Origin of the sequence: Methylobacterium nigriterrae, from assembly GCF_037106235.1 — a bacterium.
GTDB classification, from domain to species: domain Bacteria; phylum Pseudomonadota; class Alphaproteobacteria; order Rhizobiales; family Beijerinckiaceae; genus Methylobacterium; species Methylobacterium nigriterrae.
Map to the genome: position 1 here is coordinate 1 of NZ_JBAWTG010000114.1, position 14350 is coordinate 14350.

Consider the following 14350-nt stretch of genomic DNA (forward strand, 5'->3'; position numbering starts at 1 on the left):
GCGAGCAGGGCCAGCCGGAGTTCGTGAAAGTTGGTTCGAGTGATGTACGGCACCGTGAAGGGCCCTCCGTTCGTTGCGGTGGACGGCGTGTACGGCAGGGTCAGCATGCCGTGGCCGAAGTCGGTCCGGGCAAACCGAAATCGGCTGGATCGCAGGACGCCTGACTAGGCCAGCGTGCGAACCGGCCCTCGCGTACCTCGCCGACGTCGAGGCTTGAACTGAGTAGTGGCGCATGGACGTAGGGGGCGCACCTTAGGTGAGAGCTTGGTTGCGGACCGAGCCCGGCTGACGGAGAATGGCTTGCGAGGCGCACTACGCACCGGCCCCGAACCCGATTTCGCGACGATCCTGCGCTTGCTTGCAGCGCTCGGTGTCCGCGTGAGCCTCGCGATCGGCGGCGAAGCGCGCCAGTAGCGTCGAGCGGCTCGCGCCGCTATCTCTTCCGTTTTCTGAACCACTTATCCCGGAAGGCGGTCGCCTCGCGCCTGTAGTAGGCGACCGCGTCGGCTGCTCGGCGCGCCTTCCAATCGCTGGCGGGCGGGCGCCCTCTTTGTTCAGGCACGCGCTCTCGCCATTCATGGAGCAGTCGATTCAGGATGTGTGCGGGCACGTCCTCTCTCGTCGCTCGAAGGCGCTGCGGGTAGACGCCAGTCACCACGTAAGGTCGGCGGTCGCCGCCCGCGCCGTAGATCGCGTTCTGCGCCGACCACAGGGCATGAGGCAGAGCCTTGCCGAACTGCTTGCTCAGCAACTGCACCATGACCGCCTCCGCTTCCGCGTCGGAGACCGGGTAGAGCGTTCCGACATAGGCGCGCGCATTGGCGAACGTGAACCGGCCGGCGAGCTGATGCCAGGAAACACAAGCATTGTTGACGACGATCGGGCTTCCGCTCGCTGCCAGCGATGGCGACACCATCACCAGGTTGTTGTCAGCCATAGCCATCGCAGCGGAGCCCGGTACGCGCGGGATGTCCTCGCGCCTGATCGGCTTCAGCCGGTCCTCCTGCAAAGCCGCGTGAAAGTCGCTCAGTGCCGTTCCGACGTGCATGCCTCGCTTGGCTTCCGGATCGGTCCAGTCGACGCCGTCCAGCGAGTGATACCGCAAGAATTCGGTAAGCGAGACGACGTCCGGGTCGTCGGTGGCCCCGAGGCCAATCGCGATGTCGACTACGAGAACACGGTCGTATCCCTCGCTGTCCCGGAATTCGTAGGTCCAGCGGTAGCCGGAAGCGTCGCCGCAGTGCGTCGCGAAGATCAGCAGGTCGTAGGGAAATAGCTCGACGAGCTCAGTGATCGCGCGCACGGTCGCGCCATCCCGGCTGTAGCCGCGTACAAACATGCGCCGCTCAGGCAGCAGTTTTGCTGCCGCTTCGATCTCCGGCGCCCGGACTTTGCCTGGGTCTACCAGGGCAGCGACATTGGTGCCACGGCTTCCCGGCTGCTCTGCGGTGAAGCCGTTGACGATGGCGATGCCAAGGTCGGGATACTGGAAGAGGTGAGTGGAGGGCACTTCGGGGAACGCCGCGCCGAAAGGCAGTTCCCGTGTGATGAACGTGACCGACCCGTTCGGCGGGATGCGCAGGTCGCCGCACATCTGGCGCAGCCGCCGCTTGAGCCAGGCTCGCGTGTCACCAGGCGATCTGCCCGGGGCGTCGATGCTGTAATACGCCTCCAGCAATTCAGCGCGCTCCGCCTCATCTGTCGGGTCGATCAGGTAGAGGCCGGCGTTGAGCGAAAACGCGTAGTTGGCGGCGATCACCTCCGAGAGGAGTTCGCCGCGCTCGCAGACGACAAGATGGCCGGACTTGCCGGGCACCAGGTCAGGCGGCGTCGTGTGGTCGGTGAATTCGATCGGCCGCCGCGCATATAGTGCCGTCAACATACCAAGGCCGATGTACTCTCGTCCCCAGACAAGCGGCGCCTTTCCGGCGATCGATCGACCGGCACCAAGCGGTGCAACATTGGGGTCCGTTACAACCGCGGTCAGATTGGTAGGCAACTTGGCGGCCAGCGCGCGCTCGGCGTCAGGCGCTAGTCCCGCCAACAGAATCCTTGTGGACTGAAGCCGCGCGAGGGCATTGTTCCGGCGGATCACCTCGCTGTCACGGTCCGGCCGGGTCATGCGCGGGCCGTCGAGCAGGGGTAGGTAGGTTCGCGGCTCAGCGAGCGCACAACTCAGCCGAGCAGCGAGATACGGATCGTCGGACACGATCGCCGTTTTGGACAGCCCAGGGCACACAACTGTCGCGCTGCTCAACTGTCTCCGCTCCTGCAGCTCTGACGGGGTCGCCGTGCTGTCGCATGGGTCTCGCGAACCGCCAAGCTATGGCTGCTCAGAGACTGGCGTGTGATCGCTGCTGCGGCGGACCTGCGCCAGAGATTTTTTTCTGCCCCGCGCGTGGCTCTTGCCGAGCAGTCAATCAGACTTGAACGTTCATTCAGTATTACTCAGGCTCGGCTACGCCCTTTGATTTGTAGTAGGCCATTCAGCGTCGGTTTAATTTGGGCGGATAGACTGAGAATTCTACGAGGAGCGCAATGTCGAAGACGATTGGCCCCGATCGCCCCATTTGGCCTCCGGTGCCGGAGCCCGCAGATCCTGCGCCCGCTCCAAATTCCGCCCTGTGATTTAGCGCACGGCCTCCGGGTTCGCGTTGCGATCTTGTGCCCACCTCTCGTCGTGGAGGGTGAGAATGATGTCAGACGTTCACGAACAGCTCGTTGCGGCTCTCCGCGCCGTGGTTGCCCAGAGCCCCGATGCTCATGCCCTTGTCGTTCATTCTCTTGAGGACGTTGAGCGTGAACAGCCGGCACGCTCACCGCGATCGGCCCAAGAGGTGCCGGGCCCCTACGCGCCGAACTCTTGGTCGATCTACGCTCGGCGCGCTCACTGATCAGCCGCGGGTTGCGCACTGAGGCCTGAACGCACCGAGGGAAGAGTGGACGGCTCTTGCAATCCAGCCGCTGATCCTGACACGATGCGGTCCAGCGGGTGAGCTACACGATCGTTCCGGATCCCACGCCCTCGGCGAAATCACAGCGACCGGCTGGCCGGTTACTCTGATCGGCTCGCCGTAGCTCGGTCCCGGCTTAGAAGTTGAGCATGTACTCGACGTAATCCCGCTGGTACTCCCAGTGCTCGACAAAATTTTCTACACCTACGAGGTTCAGCTGGAACTCGGCGATCCACTGCCCGCATTCACCCAGGGATTTTACCCACGCCTGAACCTCGGACGGCATCCGCTCCACCTCCTCAAGGAGGAAGAGGGGCGGATCATGATACTCGCCGCCTGCAGGACGTTTCGCCATTGCTTCCACCCCGAACACGGGCAGACTGGCGCTCCTGCCATTTTTGCCGATCAGGTCGGCCGCATCCCGGATCTCCGGAACCACCTTCGCCGCAGGGGCAGGTTGGTCGAGGCGCCAGCCTCATCTCGATGCAAAGATGAAATTGCGCTGATTTCAGCAGGAATTCAAGTTCCGGCCGCCGTCTCAACATTGGAGCGGAAACTGTGCAGATCAAAGGCGCCGGAGCCACTCTATGGTATCTTGCACTCTGGCGTTTGCGCTCACAGAACGATGCGGAGGCGTGACCAAATATGGCGGGCGCTGATATTACGAGACTTGATTAGAGATACGTTATGCAAAAAGTCTAGTTAATGCCTTTCGAATGCAGCTTCAACTGAGCTGTATTGCACGTTGCGTTAGCAACTTAGCAGGGTTAGCCATTGGTGTTCGAAATTTGGTGCCGCCGAGCAACACATCGGAGCAATTGAAGCGATTTGCGAACGCAATCGGCACAATGCGTATCTTGAGGAGCCAGAAACCTGAACGTATCGCTTGACAGACACGGCCTCCAATCCTGTATGGGAATGTGCGACTACGGCCATCACCGCCTGAGAGGCGCGCAAAGAACGGGCTGGGCGTAGGGGGAATACTAATGTCAACGAAGAAGACGCCTAATATTGTTCCCTTGGCAGCTGCTCTTGCCGCTCTCCCAGGAGCGGCCGGCATGGTGGCGTCAGCAGACGCGGCCGTCCCGACCAATCAGGCGAGTGAGCCAAGTGCGGTCAACAAGGACCTTGCTCCGGCGAACACCTTCGTGTCGGTCGGCAAGGACTTCCTCAGCTTCACCGTGAGCAAAAGCGCGGAGGGCACCATCGTCGCGGACCACCGTTCGCATGCCTCGCACTCGTCGCACTCGTCGCACTACTCCAGCCGGTAACGCCCCGCCGTGTCAGAGCTTGTGGTCGCATTCGAACGCTCGACCCAGAGCCTTGGTGCGCTGCGTGAAGCAGCGTACCGCCTCATCGGAACGGGTTCGTGCCGCATCGAGAGTGAGGGCGAGCGCCTTGTCTGTCACTTGGAGGCGACCCAGAACCCGAAGGCCCGCCGAGCGGCAACACCGGCGGAGCTGCGGGAGCAATTCCTGAACCTCGTGACCGACGAGAACCTTCGCGAAAAGGTCGCGTCAGAGACCAGCCACGTTCGCGACCTCGTCATGGCGCTCGCCTTCGGTGCGTGGGCGCAGGCGGAAGCGGTTTAAGCTAGAATCATCATGTCTCGCTTCCTCCCGCCCGCCGAGTTCACGGCGGGCGCGTCCGAACTGCAACTCCTGCTGCTCCGCTTCGAGCCGATCACGGAAGACACATACATCGCCGCCAACATGGTCGGCGAGTCCTCCTACTGACGCGGGCTGAGCTTGAGCGGCTGACTGCTCTCGATCTTGTCCCAGGGGACGGACTCTACGAACGTGCCTTCTCCAAGCTCTTGGTCGCGCGGAAGGGTCAGAGGTCTCAGCTCCAGCTGCTCGGCTTGCGCCTGCGAAGCCGAATGGCGTTCCTCCGCCAGCCGACTGGCCTGCACATCTTCGTCGTGACGCTGCGGTGTGAGCACTCGTGCCCGTACTGCCAGGTCTCACGCCGAAGCACGGACAAGTCCCGCTTCGACATGAGCGAGGAGACCGCGATGCGGGCCCTCGCCGTGGCCCTTTCCTCGCCGTCGAAGGGCGTCAAGATCGAGTTCCAGGGTGGTGAGCCGCTCCTGAACTTCGGCCTGATTAAGACGGTCGTGGCGGCCGCCCGTGAACAGGCTCCCACGGCGGGCAAGCAGGTTGATTTCGTCATCACCTCGAACCTCGCGCTGCTCGACGACGAGGTGCTAACCTTCTGCCGCGACAACAACGTCCATCTGTCGACCTCGCTCGACGGTCCTGCTGATCTGCACAACGGCAACCGGCCTCGCCCGGGCGGGAACAGCCATGAGCTCGCCGTTGATGGCATTCGGCGCATCCAACAGGAGCTCGGCAAGGACCGCGTCGGCGCGCTCATGACGACGACCGCGGCCAGCCTCGACCGCGTCGAGGAGATCGTCGACGAGTACCTGAAGCTCGACCTTGATGGCATCTTCCTCCGCGCGCTCTCGCCCTATGGCTTCGCGATCAAGACGAAGCAGTTCGCCAAGTACGACACCGAGCGATGGCTCGCCTTCTACGAGCGTGGCCTCCGTTACATCCTGGACATCAACAAGCGTGGGACCCGCTTCCCGGAGTTCTATGCCACGATCCTGCTGAAGCGGATGCTGACCGATCGCCCGATCGGCTACGTCGATCTGCGAAGCCCTGCCGGAACGGGGCTCGGCGCGCTCGTCTACAACTACGACGGCAAGGTATTCGCCTCGGATGAGGGTCGGATGCTCGCCGAGATGGGCGATGCCGCGTTCGAGTTGGGCAGCCTTGAGGAGGACGATTACCGCTCGCTGATCGTCTCCGAGAAGCTGACAAACATCATCGGCAGCTCCCTGGCGCAATGTGCGCCGCAATGCTCAAGCTGTGCCTTCGAGCCGCACTGCGGTTCCGACCCAGTGTTCCACCACGCGACCCAAGCGGACTACACGGGCATCAAGCCACTTTCGGAGTTCTGTGCGCGGCAGAAGGGCATTCTCAAGCTCCTGATCAATCTCCTTGAGAACTCTCCGGAAGACGCAGCCGTGCTGAGACGGTGGGCCGCCCAATGAAGCCGCTAACCCTGCGCGCCGCGGCCCTTGAGACACAGGGCTTCTCGGATACTGCCGGGAGCACGGTATTGCGCGCCCGTGCCCTGTCCTCAGCTGAGGCCCCGTTGCTGCAGGATGCCGCCCTCGTTGCATCTTTGCAGGATGCGGTGCAGGCAGCCTCTCGTGGCTATCGCACCGCCCTGCTGCACGCCGATGCAGAGCCAGGAACAGAGGCGCTTGGACGTTTCGACGGCTTCATCCGCCTTCCGAGAGACCTCGGCTACATCGGGGACGGGGACGTCCTGGGCTTCCATGCCGGCAGCGGCCGAGCACGCGTCCTCTTCCGCCGGAATTCCAAGCACAACTCCTTCCTCGTCACCGAGCGCTGCAACCACTACTGCCTGATGTGCTCCCAGCCCCCGAAGCGGGCGGACGACGGCTGGATCCTGGACGAGATCGCGGCCACGCTCCCGCTCATTCACCCCGAGACCAAGTCCCTGGGCTTCACGGGCGGCGAACCCTTGACGGAATGGGAGAGATTCATCCCGCTCCTGGCCCAGGCGCGCGATTGCCTCCCGAACACGGCCGTGCACGTCCTGAGCAACGGCCGCGCCTTTGCGTCGCCCGAGATCACCGAAGCCTGGGCGGCTGTGCGCCATCCCGACCTCTGCGTAGGCATCCCTGTCTATGCCTCGTCGGATCACCTGCACGACTACGTCGTTCAGGCCCGAGGCGCGTTCGACGAGACGATCCTCGGCATCCTGCGGCTCAAGGACAAGGGCCAGCGCGTCGAGATCCGGGTTGTCTTGCACAAGCTGACGATCCCGGCGCTTATCGAGACCTGCACATGGATCGCGCGTAATCTCCCCTTCGTCGACCACGTGGCGCTGATGGGATTGGAGAACACGGGCTTCGCCCTCGCCAACCAGGACCTCCTCTGGATTGACCCTGAGGATTACCGCAGCGAACTCGCCCTAGCCGTGGACATTCTCGCGACCGCCGAGATCACGACTTCGATCTACAATCTCCCGCTTTGTCTCGTTGACAAGCCCATCTGGCGGTTCGCTGTCCAATCCATTTCAGACTGGAAGAACGCCCACCTGCCGGAATGCTCGGACTGCGCAGTACGCGCCCAGTGCGCGGGATTCTTCACGACAGGGCGTCTCAGGACAAGCCGCGGCATTCGTCCCATTGCCGCTTGAACCAAACGGTTCGCCTTTTCCAGCTCGTTCCAAATAGGGAAAGTTTGAACATGCTAAGGCTGCGGCTCGCCGCGATCGGCTGCGTCATAGCTGGCCTCGTGGGCGGCGCTACCGCGCGGGAGTTCAGGGAGCCGAATGAGAGTACCCTCGATCGGCACGGTCACTATCAAAGCCGAGACGGCTCTTCGGTCCACCAACCCGCCCACACGCTGGATGGATTAAAGCCGGACGGTGCGTCGGCGCGTTGCCTCGATGGTACCTGGAGCTTCAGCCATACCCATCGCGGAACATGCTCGCGACATGGTGGCGTCGCGAGCTGGGAAGAATAAGACCTCGCACAAAGACTTTGGTGGAGGCTACTTCAGCCCTTCAGGCGCTTGTTGCATTCCAAGTAGTAACCGCCACCCTTCTGGATCCAGTTCAGACCGCCATTTCCGGGGCCGCCGGCAGCCTTATTGACGTTGTATTGATCCAGGCACGTCTTCTGGCGCGCCTTGCCCGCAGACAAGCTCCCGTACTTTGGGTCAATTGCCTTCGGGAACACGGCAGAGCCGGCTGCAGGCGGCGTTGCGGACGGAGCCGGAGCAGGCTTCGCAGCAGCGGTGGCCGAATTGGGCGACGGAGCAGCCGTTTTCGCACCCGGGGCGACAGGGTTCTGAACTGTCGTCGTCGGTACATCCGGCGCTGCTCCGCACTCGACCTTGCGGAAGTCGTTCCACTTCTGACCGTTCAGCGTGCCAGCTTGCTTTGCGGCCTGGTACTTCGCAGAGCACTCCTTGGTCGTAAGTGCCAAGGCAGGGTCAATCGCCGCACATGACAAAGCGGCAAGGAAGACGGCAACAAACAGGCGGTTCATGAATGGTAACCCCAACATCGACGACGGTGCTTCAAGGCCAACGTTGACACTCAACTGAGCGCGACGAGCGAGCTTATGAACTCTCAAGACTGAAGGCCTTCGCGATGACCAGCCCTGTGGTGGCCATCCACAAGCTTTGAGAAGCGGGCGACCGGAAGACCGCTTGCCAGCTTGCGGTTTAGGCCTCGCCCGATCCGCCTTCGTCGCGGCCCAGGATCTCGAGCGTGCGCAGGATCGCCATCCCGATCGCATCCGCATCGATCCGGCCCTCCGGTGTTGCCGGCGTGACGGCGACCGCTTCCACTTCGTCACTGTCGACTGCGCCGACAAAGACCCTGAGCAACGAGCCCTCCGGGCCGTGGTCGTCCTGCACGAGGCCGCCCGATAGGCCGGCCTCCTCGCCGTAGAGGCAGACCGCCTCGATTATCTGCACTCCACGAGCGAGTGCTCGAGCGGTTCGGGCACTCGGATGGCGTCGAAGCCGCGCTCGGCAAGCCGGCGCAGCTCGCGACTGAGGTTAGCTGAACCTTCGCCGACTACGATTCGCCTCTGGCTGGCGCCGGCTCAGAGCGAGCAGACGAGGCAGCCGTCTCAAAGGTGCGGGTCATCGCCAGGCTCTAGGCCACCGAGCGTCTCGACGAGCGGCAGGTTCTTGCGGGTCGCCTCGCGGCGCGCTTCTGAACGTTCCCAGTTTTCGTGGATCTGCTGCACGCGCTCGGGCCTCCTGAGTTCTCGCAACGGCTCGCCCTGGCACCAGTGGAACTGCTGGCCGTGCTGCACGGCCCGCTCCTCGTACTCGGCGGCGAGGTCGAAATAGACCGGATGGGTCTCGAGCAGGCGGACCCACTCGATCTTCTGCTGGTAGAAGCAGAAGTAGCAGCCCGAGCGGGAGCGGCCCCATTCCATGTAGGGCGGCAGGCCCAACCCCGAGTCCTCGAGGATGCGGATGATGTCAGCCCTGACGAGGCCGTCGTCTTGGAATGGGTAGACCGCGAGGATGTTCGGCTTCGTACTGATGTACCCTGTCCGGTTCTCGTCCGCGCGCAAGCCCACGTAGTTGATCACAGGGCCGTCCCCGACGTAGGCCTCAAAGGGCTTGAGCTTCAGCATCCTCGTGCACCACCGACGGTGGTTGGACGGCAGCATGCCCCTATAGACGGCCAGCCAGTGGTCGAAGCTGTCCTCGGGCGTCGTGCACACGATGGCCTTGTCGAGGATCGCTTCCAGCCGCGCGATGTAGTCGTAGGTCTTGGGCAGCTCCTTGCCGGTGTCGTGGAAGATATACTCCATTGCGGGGATGCGGTCGCGCAGGTAGATCGCGAGAGCCGCGCTGTCCTTCCCGCCCGAGAGCGAGAGGATGTGCCGGGGTTCGGCACCGCTGGCGGCCCCCAAATGGGCGTAGGAGATGGGCCCGTGGCTCATGGCGCTTCCGATCCCCCCGTGCGATTGCTCGCCTTCGCCGGTGGTGCCTTAGCGGCCGCGGGCGCCGCCATCTCCTCCCACAGCAGATCTATGAGCACGCGCATCCGCATCTGCCTGTCGGACGGCAGCATCTCGTCCATCGCCTCGAAGCACTTTTGATGCACGACGTCTCGCGCTCGGCTCTCGATGATGCGAACGTGGTCCTCCCCGTCCGCCCTCGTCAGGTTGATGCGGACAGCGGCACGGTCCGGCACCGACCGGCCCTCTCCGAACGCGGCCGCCTCGACCTTGCGGAAGAGATCGGCGAGCGCCGCGAGCTCCTCGAACCAGCGCCCCTCGTCAGTGCCGTTCCACCTGGAGGGCGGCTTGGAGACGACGTAGCTCGCCAGTGCCTCGGCCCAGGCGTCGTCGGAGGTGCCGGGATCCCGGAGGCGCAGCGCGAAGGTGCGCAGGCGCGGTTGGCTGGCAGTCAGCGAGGCCCGCGCTGCGCGGGCGGCTAGTGCGGCGCGATCGAAGCCTTTCCCGCCGCCGATGGCCTCCCATGCCGTCGACACGATGCGTCTCAGGAGGCGAGGATAATCGGCGCGCAGCTCGTCCACCGCTTCCTGCAGGCGGGCAACGAAGTCCCTGGAGCGGCCGTCATCGGTCTCGGCGGCGAGGCCGAAGGGTTCCACCCCGCAGGCAAGCGGAAGGTCCTTGAACAGCATAGTCGCCGGCTCGGAGGCGGACAGCAGGACGTCGCGGACCGCCGCCGAGCGCCGGCTTAAAACTCCGGCCCGGCGGGTGTATTCCGGAAGCCGCGCGGCAAACCGGCACAACGGCTGGACGACGTCGAGGAGCTCGGGCGGCCGCGCGGTGCGGGGGTGCGGGTCTGCGAACGTCTCGGCCAAGCGCCGGAACGCCTCCGCCCGCACTCCTTCGATACGGCAGTGCTGAATCTCGAACGTCTGCGGAGCCTTGATCAGCCGCGTTGCGTCCTGGCCGACGAATGATGGCTTGAACGCCCCGTTCTCGTAGATCGCGAGCTCGTGCGCCCGCATCTTCATCACCAAGGCCAGCAGAAGCGGCGCGACACCGGCGCGGACGCCGAAGGGCTTGCTGGCGAGCGCCTTCAGAATCGTCGGCACGCCGAGAACGCAGCTCGGCCCACCTTCTGGTTGTTTAGGTCCTCAGGCGATCAAAACCCTACCTATGATTGAGCCGAGACCGGTTCGGCAAAGACCAATTCGCACGCAAACCGGGCGTGAAACAACGTTGCGGCAGGTCCCTGCGTGGTGGGAGATGTTGCCTGACCATCACTCAGTTGATCGGCTGGGTTATCGCTTGGGACCACGAAGACTCTGATGAGGTGCGGATCGAACCCGATAGGAACCCCCTAATCCTAGGTGCCGTTGAACCGAAAACCGGAGGAGGCGCACTATGGCAGAGATGGGTACCTCATCGGCTGCGAGCCATCCGCTCATCGAGAGTGACCACATCGAGGGCACGGCTGTTTTCGACGCGAACGGGAAGCGGATCGGGACTATCAAGCGTCTCGTGATCGAGAAGGTCAGCGGCCATGTCGCCTATGCCGTCACCTCATTCGGCGGCTTCTTAGGCGTGGGTTCCGAGACCCATACGATCCCATGGGAGCATCTGCACTACGACACGAAGCTCCACGGCTATCGCACGTCCATCACGGCGGAGCAGCTGCGCCAAGCACCCGAGTTCTCCCGGCGTGACGAGGCTCTCCTGTCTGGGCACGACTGGCAGAAACTCCGCGACTACTACATGGAACCTATGTAAGGATCACCCCGCGCTCGGCCCTCGTGATCGGCCTCCACGAGATGGCACTCCGCCCAGTTTGGTGTGGCTGGCGAAGTCAGGCGGCTGTGGCGGGGTGAGGAGGCAGCCAAGATGGCTGCGACGCGGGGGTGCGATCGGCTCGCCTGCGATTCAGCGAATGATGCGAGCCAGGTTGAGCGCGGCGGCCGTCGCGATGTGCGGTAACCAGACCTTAGCCAAACCAGCATAGCGCGCCCAGCACAAGCCGAAGCTGCGAGCCGCCAGCGAGAGTGCGGCCTCGATGCCGGCGTATCGCGCGTAGAGTCAGGCGAAGGCGGCCGTGTCCTGGCGCTAGCGGGCTTGGGTGAGCGCCTCGTGACGCGCCCATGGAGGACTTCTTCGGTTCCCTCAAAACCGAGCGCGTCCACGGGGCTCAGTTCTGCACCCGCGACGAAGTCAAGGCGGCCATGTTCGAGTACATCGAGGTTCGACAATCGACAGCGTTTGCACCCATGCTTAGGCGTCCGCACTCCAGCTGAGATGCGCGCCAGCATGCAGAAGGGCATCACACACGTCGCGGCATGACCTTCTGATCCCACTGACCTGACCGGCTGGCTTTGAACCGGGCTGATTGCGAGGATCAGCTAGGACCGGAGGAGCTGGAGATGAGGCGAGGACAGAGGCCGAGCGCGGAGCAGGTGGTGCTGATGCTGCGCCAGATCGAGGTGCAGGCAGCCCAGGGCAAGAGCATCGCCCTTGCCTGCAAGGAGGCGGACATCTCTGAGCAGAAGCTGAGGGACGAGTGCCTACGACAGGAGATATTCCACTCGCTGAAGGAGGCACAGGCTGTGATCGGTCTTTGGCAGAACACCTACAACCGCGTGAGGCCGCACTCGTCCTTGGGCTATTGGCCGCCCGCGCCCGTCAGCTTCCCGGACGTAGCCTTCCGCCTACCCATGACCGCTACCATGCAGTAGCCTCGCAACTGGCCCGGTCCAAAATACCGGTCAGGTCACCCTACTCGCCACTGGCCCGCGGCGTCCTCACCGCGAAGTACGATCCCGACGCGCCGCCGCCCGAGCACAGCCGCGCGGGTCGTCAGGACACCCGCATGATGCAGACCGAGTGGCGTCCCGAATCGCTGCGGATCGCGCGGATCCTGCAGGTGCATGCCGAGCAGCGCGGGATCACGGGCCGGACATTTCGCGGCGAGTTGGGTGCTGAACAACGCCCTCGTCACCTCCGTCATCGCCGGGCCGCGCACCGAGCAGCACTGGTCCGACTACCTCGCCCGGCTACAACGATCCCGCCTACCCGATCGAGGGGCGCGTGACACTGGCGGATCGAGACACCTGATTGGTGTTCTAACGACAACCGCGGCAGGTATTGCGGCAACAAAGATGACCATTACACGTGCAGAGCCGTTTATCTTTGCTGGTCCAGTCAACCACAGAAACATCGCCCTGTCTAATCTAATGTGCTCGCTTCACTGCACGGGTCAGCGCCGCGAGGGCGCAGGAGGCAATGCGCGTTTCCTTGGAGTCCGCTCGGCTCGTGAGGATTACTGGGATACTCGCGCCGAGCACAAGTCCCGCGCAGGCAGCCCCACCGAGGTAAACGAGCGACTTGTACAGGCTGTTGCCAGCATCGAGATTGGGCACCACGAGAATGTCTGGGTCACCCGCGACCTGAGAGACGATGCCCTTTGTACTGGCCGAGGCCAGCGACACCGCGTTGTCGAAGCCGAGCGGACCGTCGAGCGTGGCACCCGCGATCTGGCCGCGATCGGCCATCTTGCAGAGTGACGCCGCATCGATCGTCGAAGGCAGTGATGGGTTCACCGTCTCGACAGGGGCAATGATTGCAACCTTGGGGTTGGAAATGCCGAGGTCGTGAGCAAGATCGACGGCGTTGCGGACGATGTCAGCCTTCTCGACGAGGCCTGGCGCGAGATTGACGACGGCATCCGTCAGCATCAGGGGCTTGTGGTAGGCCGGGCAATCGAACCAGAAGACGTGGCTTGCTCGTCTGTCCGTGCGCAACGGGCTGTCGCGGCGAACGACCGCCCCGAGCATTTCGTCTGTGTGGAGGGAACCCTTCATCAGAGCACTGACCTCGCCAGCACCAGCAAGGGCCACAGCGCGCCGGGCAGCTGCGTGTGCATCCGTAGCCTCGACGATCTCGAGCCCGGTTAACTCCATGCCGGCCTCTGCCGCGACCTTGCGGATCAGCCAGGCTGGACCGACCAGGACCGGCTCGATGAAGCCTTGCCCTTGCGCTTCGAGGGCCGCTTCGAGGGCACTTTTCTCACATGGGTAGACCACGCCGACGCGAAGTGGCCCATAGCTTCGGGCCAGTTCTGTCATGGCTACAAGCCTCGGATAGGTAACGGTCGTCTGAGGCATCGACATCGGGGGACTCCTCACAGGCTTTACGTCATGTCAGCGTGGCCGCCAGGGACTTGGCCGCGGCGTGCAAGCTCAGTAGGCGCTCGGCGACGTTCTCGGAGAGCCGCACGACCGCACGAGCTGAGTGCGCGCAGCCTCTTTCCAAGAGAAATATATTTTTCATTCCGCAAGGCGCATCGAAAACTAGGAAGACTGGCCTCGAAAATCGGTACGCTTTATATCAAATTTCTGAATGTTCGGCCAGAGTGTAGATAATTTTCTCCCGCTTCAGCAACCGCCAGTCTGTCTCTGGGGTTGCCTACCGAAGCCATCGGTTTCCCTTAGAGGCGCAGGCGCCAAGACCTGCGAACGCCGACGGCCAGGATGACGAGGAACGCTCAACGGACGTCGAGGCTGACCCTGGCTGTCGCGCGGATCGGCACGTCTGGCTGAGGTCGCTACGATAGTCCGGACCAGGAGGGCTGTATGCTTCGGCTCAGTCGTTTTAAGGCAACTGATCGGGTTCTGCTGATCATCTGCCTGATGTATTTGATCACCTACATCGACCGGGTGAATATCGGCACCGCCGCGCCGGTCATGCAGAAGGAACTCGGCCTCTCGAACGTCGAGCTCGGCCTCGCCTTCTCGGCCTTCGCCTATCCTTACGCCTTCTTCCAGATCGCGGGCGGCTGGCTCGGCGATCGGCTCGGCCCGCGGATGACCCT

At 63.4% G+C, this 14350-nt stretch carries 16 protein-coding genes, 3 pseudogenes and 1 riboswitch; of the genes and pseudogenes, 11 read left to right on the forward strand and 8 right to left on the reverse strand.

Translation table 11 applies throughout. The features are described from left to right. Nucleotides 1–433: 433 nt before the first annotated feature. Together WDW90_RS29230 and WDW90_RS29235 are read right to left on the reverse strand one after the other, a co-directional pair. Nucleotides 434–2257, reverse strand: coding sequence for a hypothetical protein (locus WDW90_RS29230; RefSeq protein WP_336491009.1), 1824 nt, complete (start codon nucleotides 2255–2257; stop codon nucleotides 434–436). 833 nt (nucleotides 2258–3090) lie between these two features. Further along, nucleotides 3091–3327: a hypothetical protein gene (locus WDW90_RS29235; protein WP_336491010.1), complete on the reverse strand. Its 237-nt coding sequence runs from the start codon at nucleotides 3325–3327 to the stop codon at nucleotides 3091–3093. Nucleotides 3328–3338: 11 nt separating this feature from the next. Next, nucleotides 3339–3446, reverse strand: a riboswitch (SAM-I-IV-variant riboswitch). A gap of 494 nt (nucleotides 3447–3940) precedes the next feature. Between WDW90_RS29235 and hxsA2 the strand changes: the two genes are divergently transcribed. The 6 genes from hxsA2 to WDW90_RS29265 are packed head-to-tail and all read left to right on the forward strand — an operon-like array spanning nucleotide 3941 to nucleotide 7525. Next, nucleotides 3941–4225, forward strand: coding sequence for a His-Xaa-Ser repeat protein HxsA2 (gene hxsA2 / locus WDW90_RS29240; RefSeq protein WP_336491011.1), 285 nt, complete (start codon nucleotides 3941–3943; stop codon nucleotides 4223–4225). 9 nt (nucleotides 4226–4234) lie between these two features. Further along, complete coding sequence (locus WDW90_RS29245) at nucleotides 4235–4546, forward strand: hypothetical protein (RefSeq protein WP_336491012.1); 312 nt, start codon at nucleotides 4235–4237, stop codon at nucleotides 4544–4546. Between the two features lie 12 nt (nucleotides 4547–4558). Then, complete coding sequence (locus tag WDW90_RS29250) at nucleotides 4559–4690, forward strand: hypothetical protein (protein ID WP_336491013.1); 132 nt, start codon at nucleotides 4559–4561, stop codon at nucleotides 4688–4690. Between the two features lie 20 nt (nucleotides 4691–4710). Next, nucleotides 4711–6015 carry a His-Xaa-Ser system radical SAM maturase HxsB gene (hxsB, locus tag WDW90_RS29255; protein ID WP_336491023.1) on the forward strand — a complete coding sequence of 435 codons (1305 nt, stop codon included), beginning with the start codon at nucleotides 4711–4713 and terminating at the stop codon, nucleotides 6013–6015. After that, nucleotides 6012–7196, forward strand: coding sequence for a His-Xaa-Ser system radical SAM maturase HxsC (gene hxsC, locus WDW90_RS29260; protein ID WP_336491014.1), 1185 nt, complete (start codon nucleotides 6012–6014; stop codon nucleotides 7194–7196). Before hxsB ends, hxsC begins: the two co-directional genes overlap by 4 nt. 50 nt (nucleotides 7197–7246) lie before the next feature. Then, nucleotides 7247–7525, forward strand: a complete 279-nt coding sequence (locus WDW90_RS29265) for a DUF3761 domain-containing protein (protein ID WP_336491015.1) — start codon at nucleotides 7247–7249, stop codon at nucleotides 7523–7525. A gap of 32 nt (nucleotides 7526–7557) precedes the next feature. Here the strand turns inward: WDW90_RS29265 and WDW90_RS29270 are convergent, their stop codons facing one another. From WDW90_RS29270 to WDW90_RS29285, 4 genes are all read right to left on the reverse strand, one after another. Next, nucleotides 7558–8052, reverse strand: coding sequence for a hypothetical protein (locus WDW90_RS29270; RefSeq protein WP_336491016.1), 495 nt, complete (start codon nucleotides 8050–8052; stop codon nucleotides 7558–7560). A 178-nt stretch (nucleotides 8053–8230) separates the two neighbouring features. Further along, on the reverse strand, nucleotides 8231–8485 hold the full coding sequence (locus WDW90_RS29275; RefSeq protein ID WP_336491017.1) for a hypothetical protein: 255 nt from the start codon (nucleotides 8483–8485) through the stop codon (nucleotides 8231–8233). A gap of 158 nt (nucleotides 8486–8643) precedes the next feature. Beyond that, entirely contained in the window at nucleotides 8644–9474 is an 831-nt protein-coding gene (locus WDW90_RS29280) for a phosphoadenosine phosphosulfate reductase family protein (protein WP_336491018.1), read from the reverse strand. Continuing rightward, nucleotides 9471–10601, reverse strand: a complete 1131-nt coding sequence (locus WDW90_RS29285; RefSeq protein ID WP_336491019.1) for a hypothetical protein — start codon at nucleotides 10599–10601, stop codon at nucleotides 9471–9473. The genes WDW90_RS29280 and WDW90_RS29285 overlap by 4 nt, the downstream gene beginning before the upstream one ends. Before the next feature lie 292 nt (nucleotides 10602–10893). Between WDW90_RS29285 and WDW90_RS29290 the strand changes: the two genes are divergently transcribed. Next, complete coding sequence (locus WDW90_RS29290) at nucleotides 10894–11259, forward strand: PRC-barrel domain-containing protein (protein ID WP_336491020.1); 366 nt, start codon at nucleotides 10894–10896, stop codon at nucleotides 11257–11259. A 150-nt stretch (nucleotides 11260–11409) separates the two neighbouring features. Here the strand turns inward: WDW90_RS29290 and WDW90_RS40905 are convergent. Next, nucleotides 11410–11547 (reverse strand): annotated as a pseudogene (locus WDW90_RS40905) (transposase); the annotation flags it as partial. A 77-nt stretch (nucleotides 11548–11624) separates the two neighbouring features. Here WDW90_RS40905 and WDW90_RS29295 point away from each other — a divergent pair. The 3 genes and pseudogenes from WDW90_RS29295 to WDW90_RS29305 form a co-directional block, all read left to right on the forward strand. Beyond that, nucleotides 11625–11777: an IS3 family transposase gene (locus WDW90_RS29295; protein WP_431311144.1), complete on the forward strand. Its 153-nt coding sequence runs from the start codon at nucleotides 11625–11627 to the stop codon at nucleotides 11775–11777. Nucleotides 11778–12026: 249 nt separating this feature from the next. Then, nucleotides 12027–12215, forward strand: a pseudogene (locus WDW90_RS29300) (integrase core domain-containing protein); the annotation flags it as partial. A gap of 38 nt (nucleotides 12216–12253) precedes the next feature. After that, a pseudogene (locus tag WDW90_RS29305) lies at nucleotides 12254–12594 on the forward strand (aldo/keto reductase); the annotation flags it as partial. Nucleotides 12595–12710: 116 nt separating this feature from the next. On the opposite strand, the gene WDW90_RS29310 reads toward WDW90_RS29305, so the two are convergent. Then, nucleotides 12711–13664, reverse strand: coding sequence for a bifunctional enoyl-CoA hydratase/phosphate acetyltransferase (locus WDW90_RS29310; protein ID WP_336491021.1), 954 nt, complete (start codon nucleotides 13662–13664; stop codon nucleotides 12711–12713). A gap of 447 nt (nucleotides 13665–14111) precedes the next feature. Here WDW90_RS29310 and WDW90_RS29315 point away from each other — a divergent pair. Beyond that, on the forward strand, nucleotides 14112–14350 hold a 239-nt coding region (locus WDW90_RS29315), incomplete at its 3' end, for an MFS transporter (protein WP_336491022.1).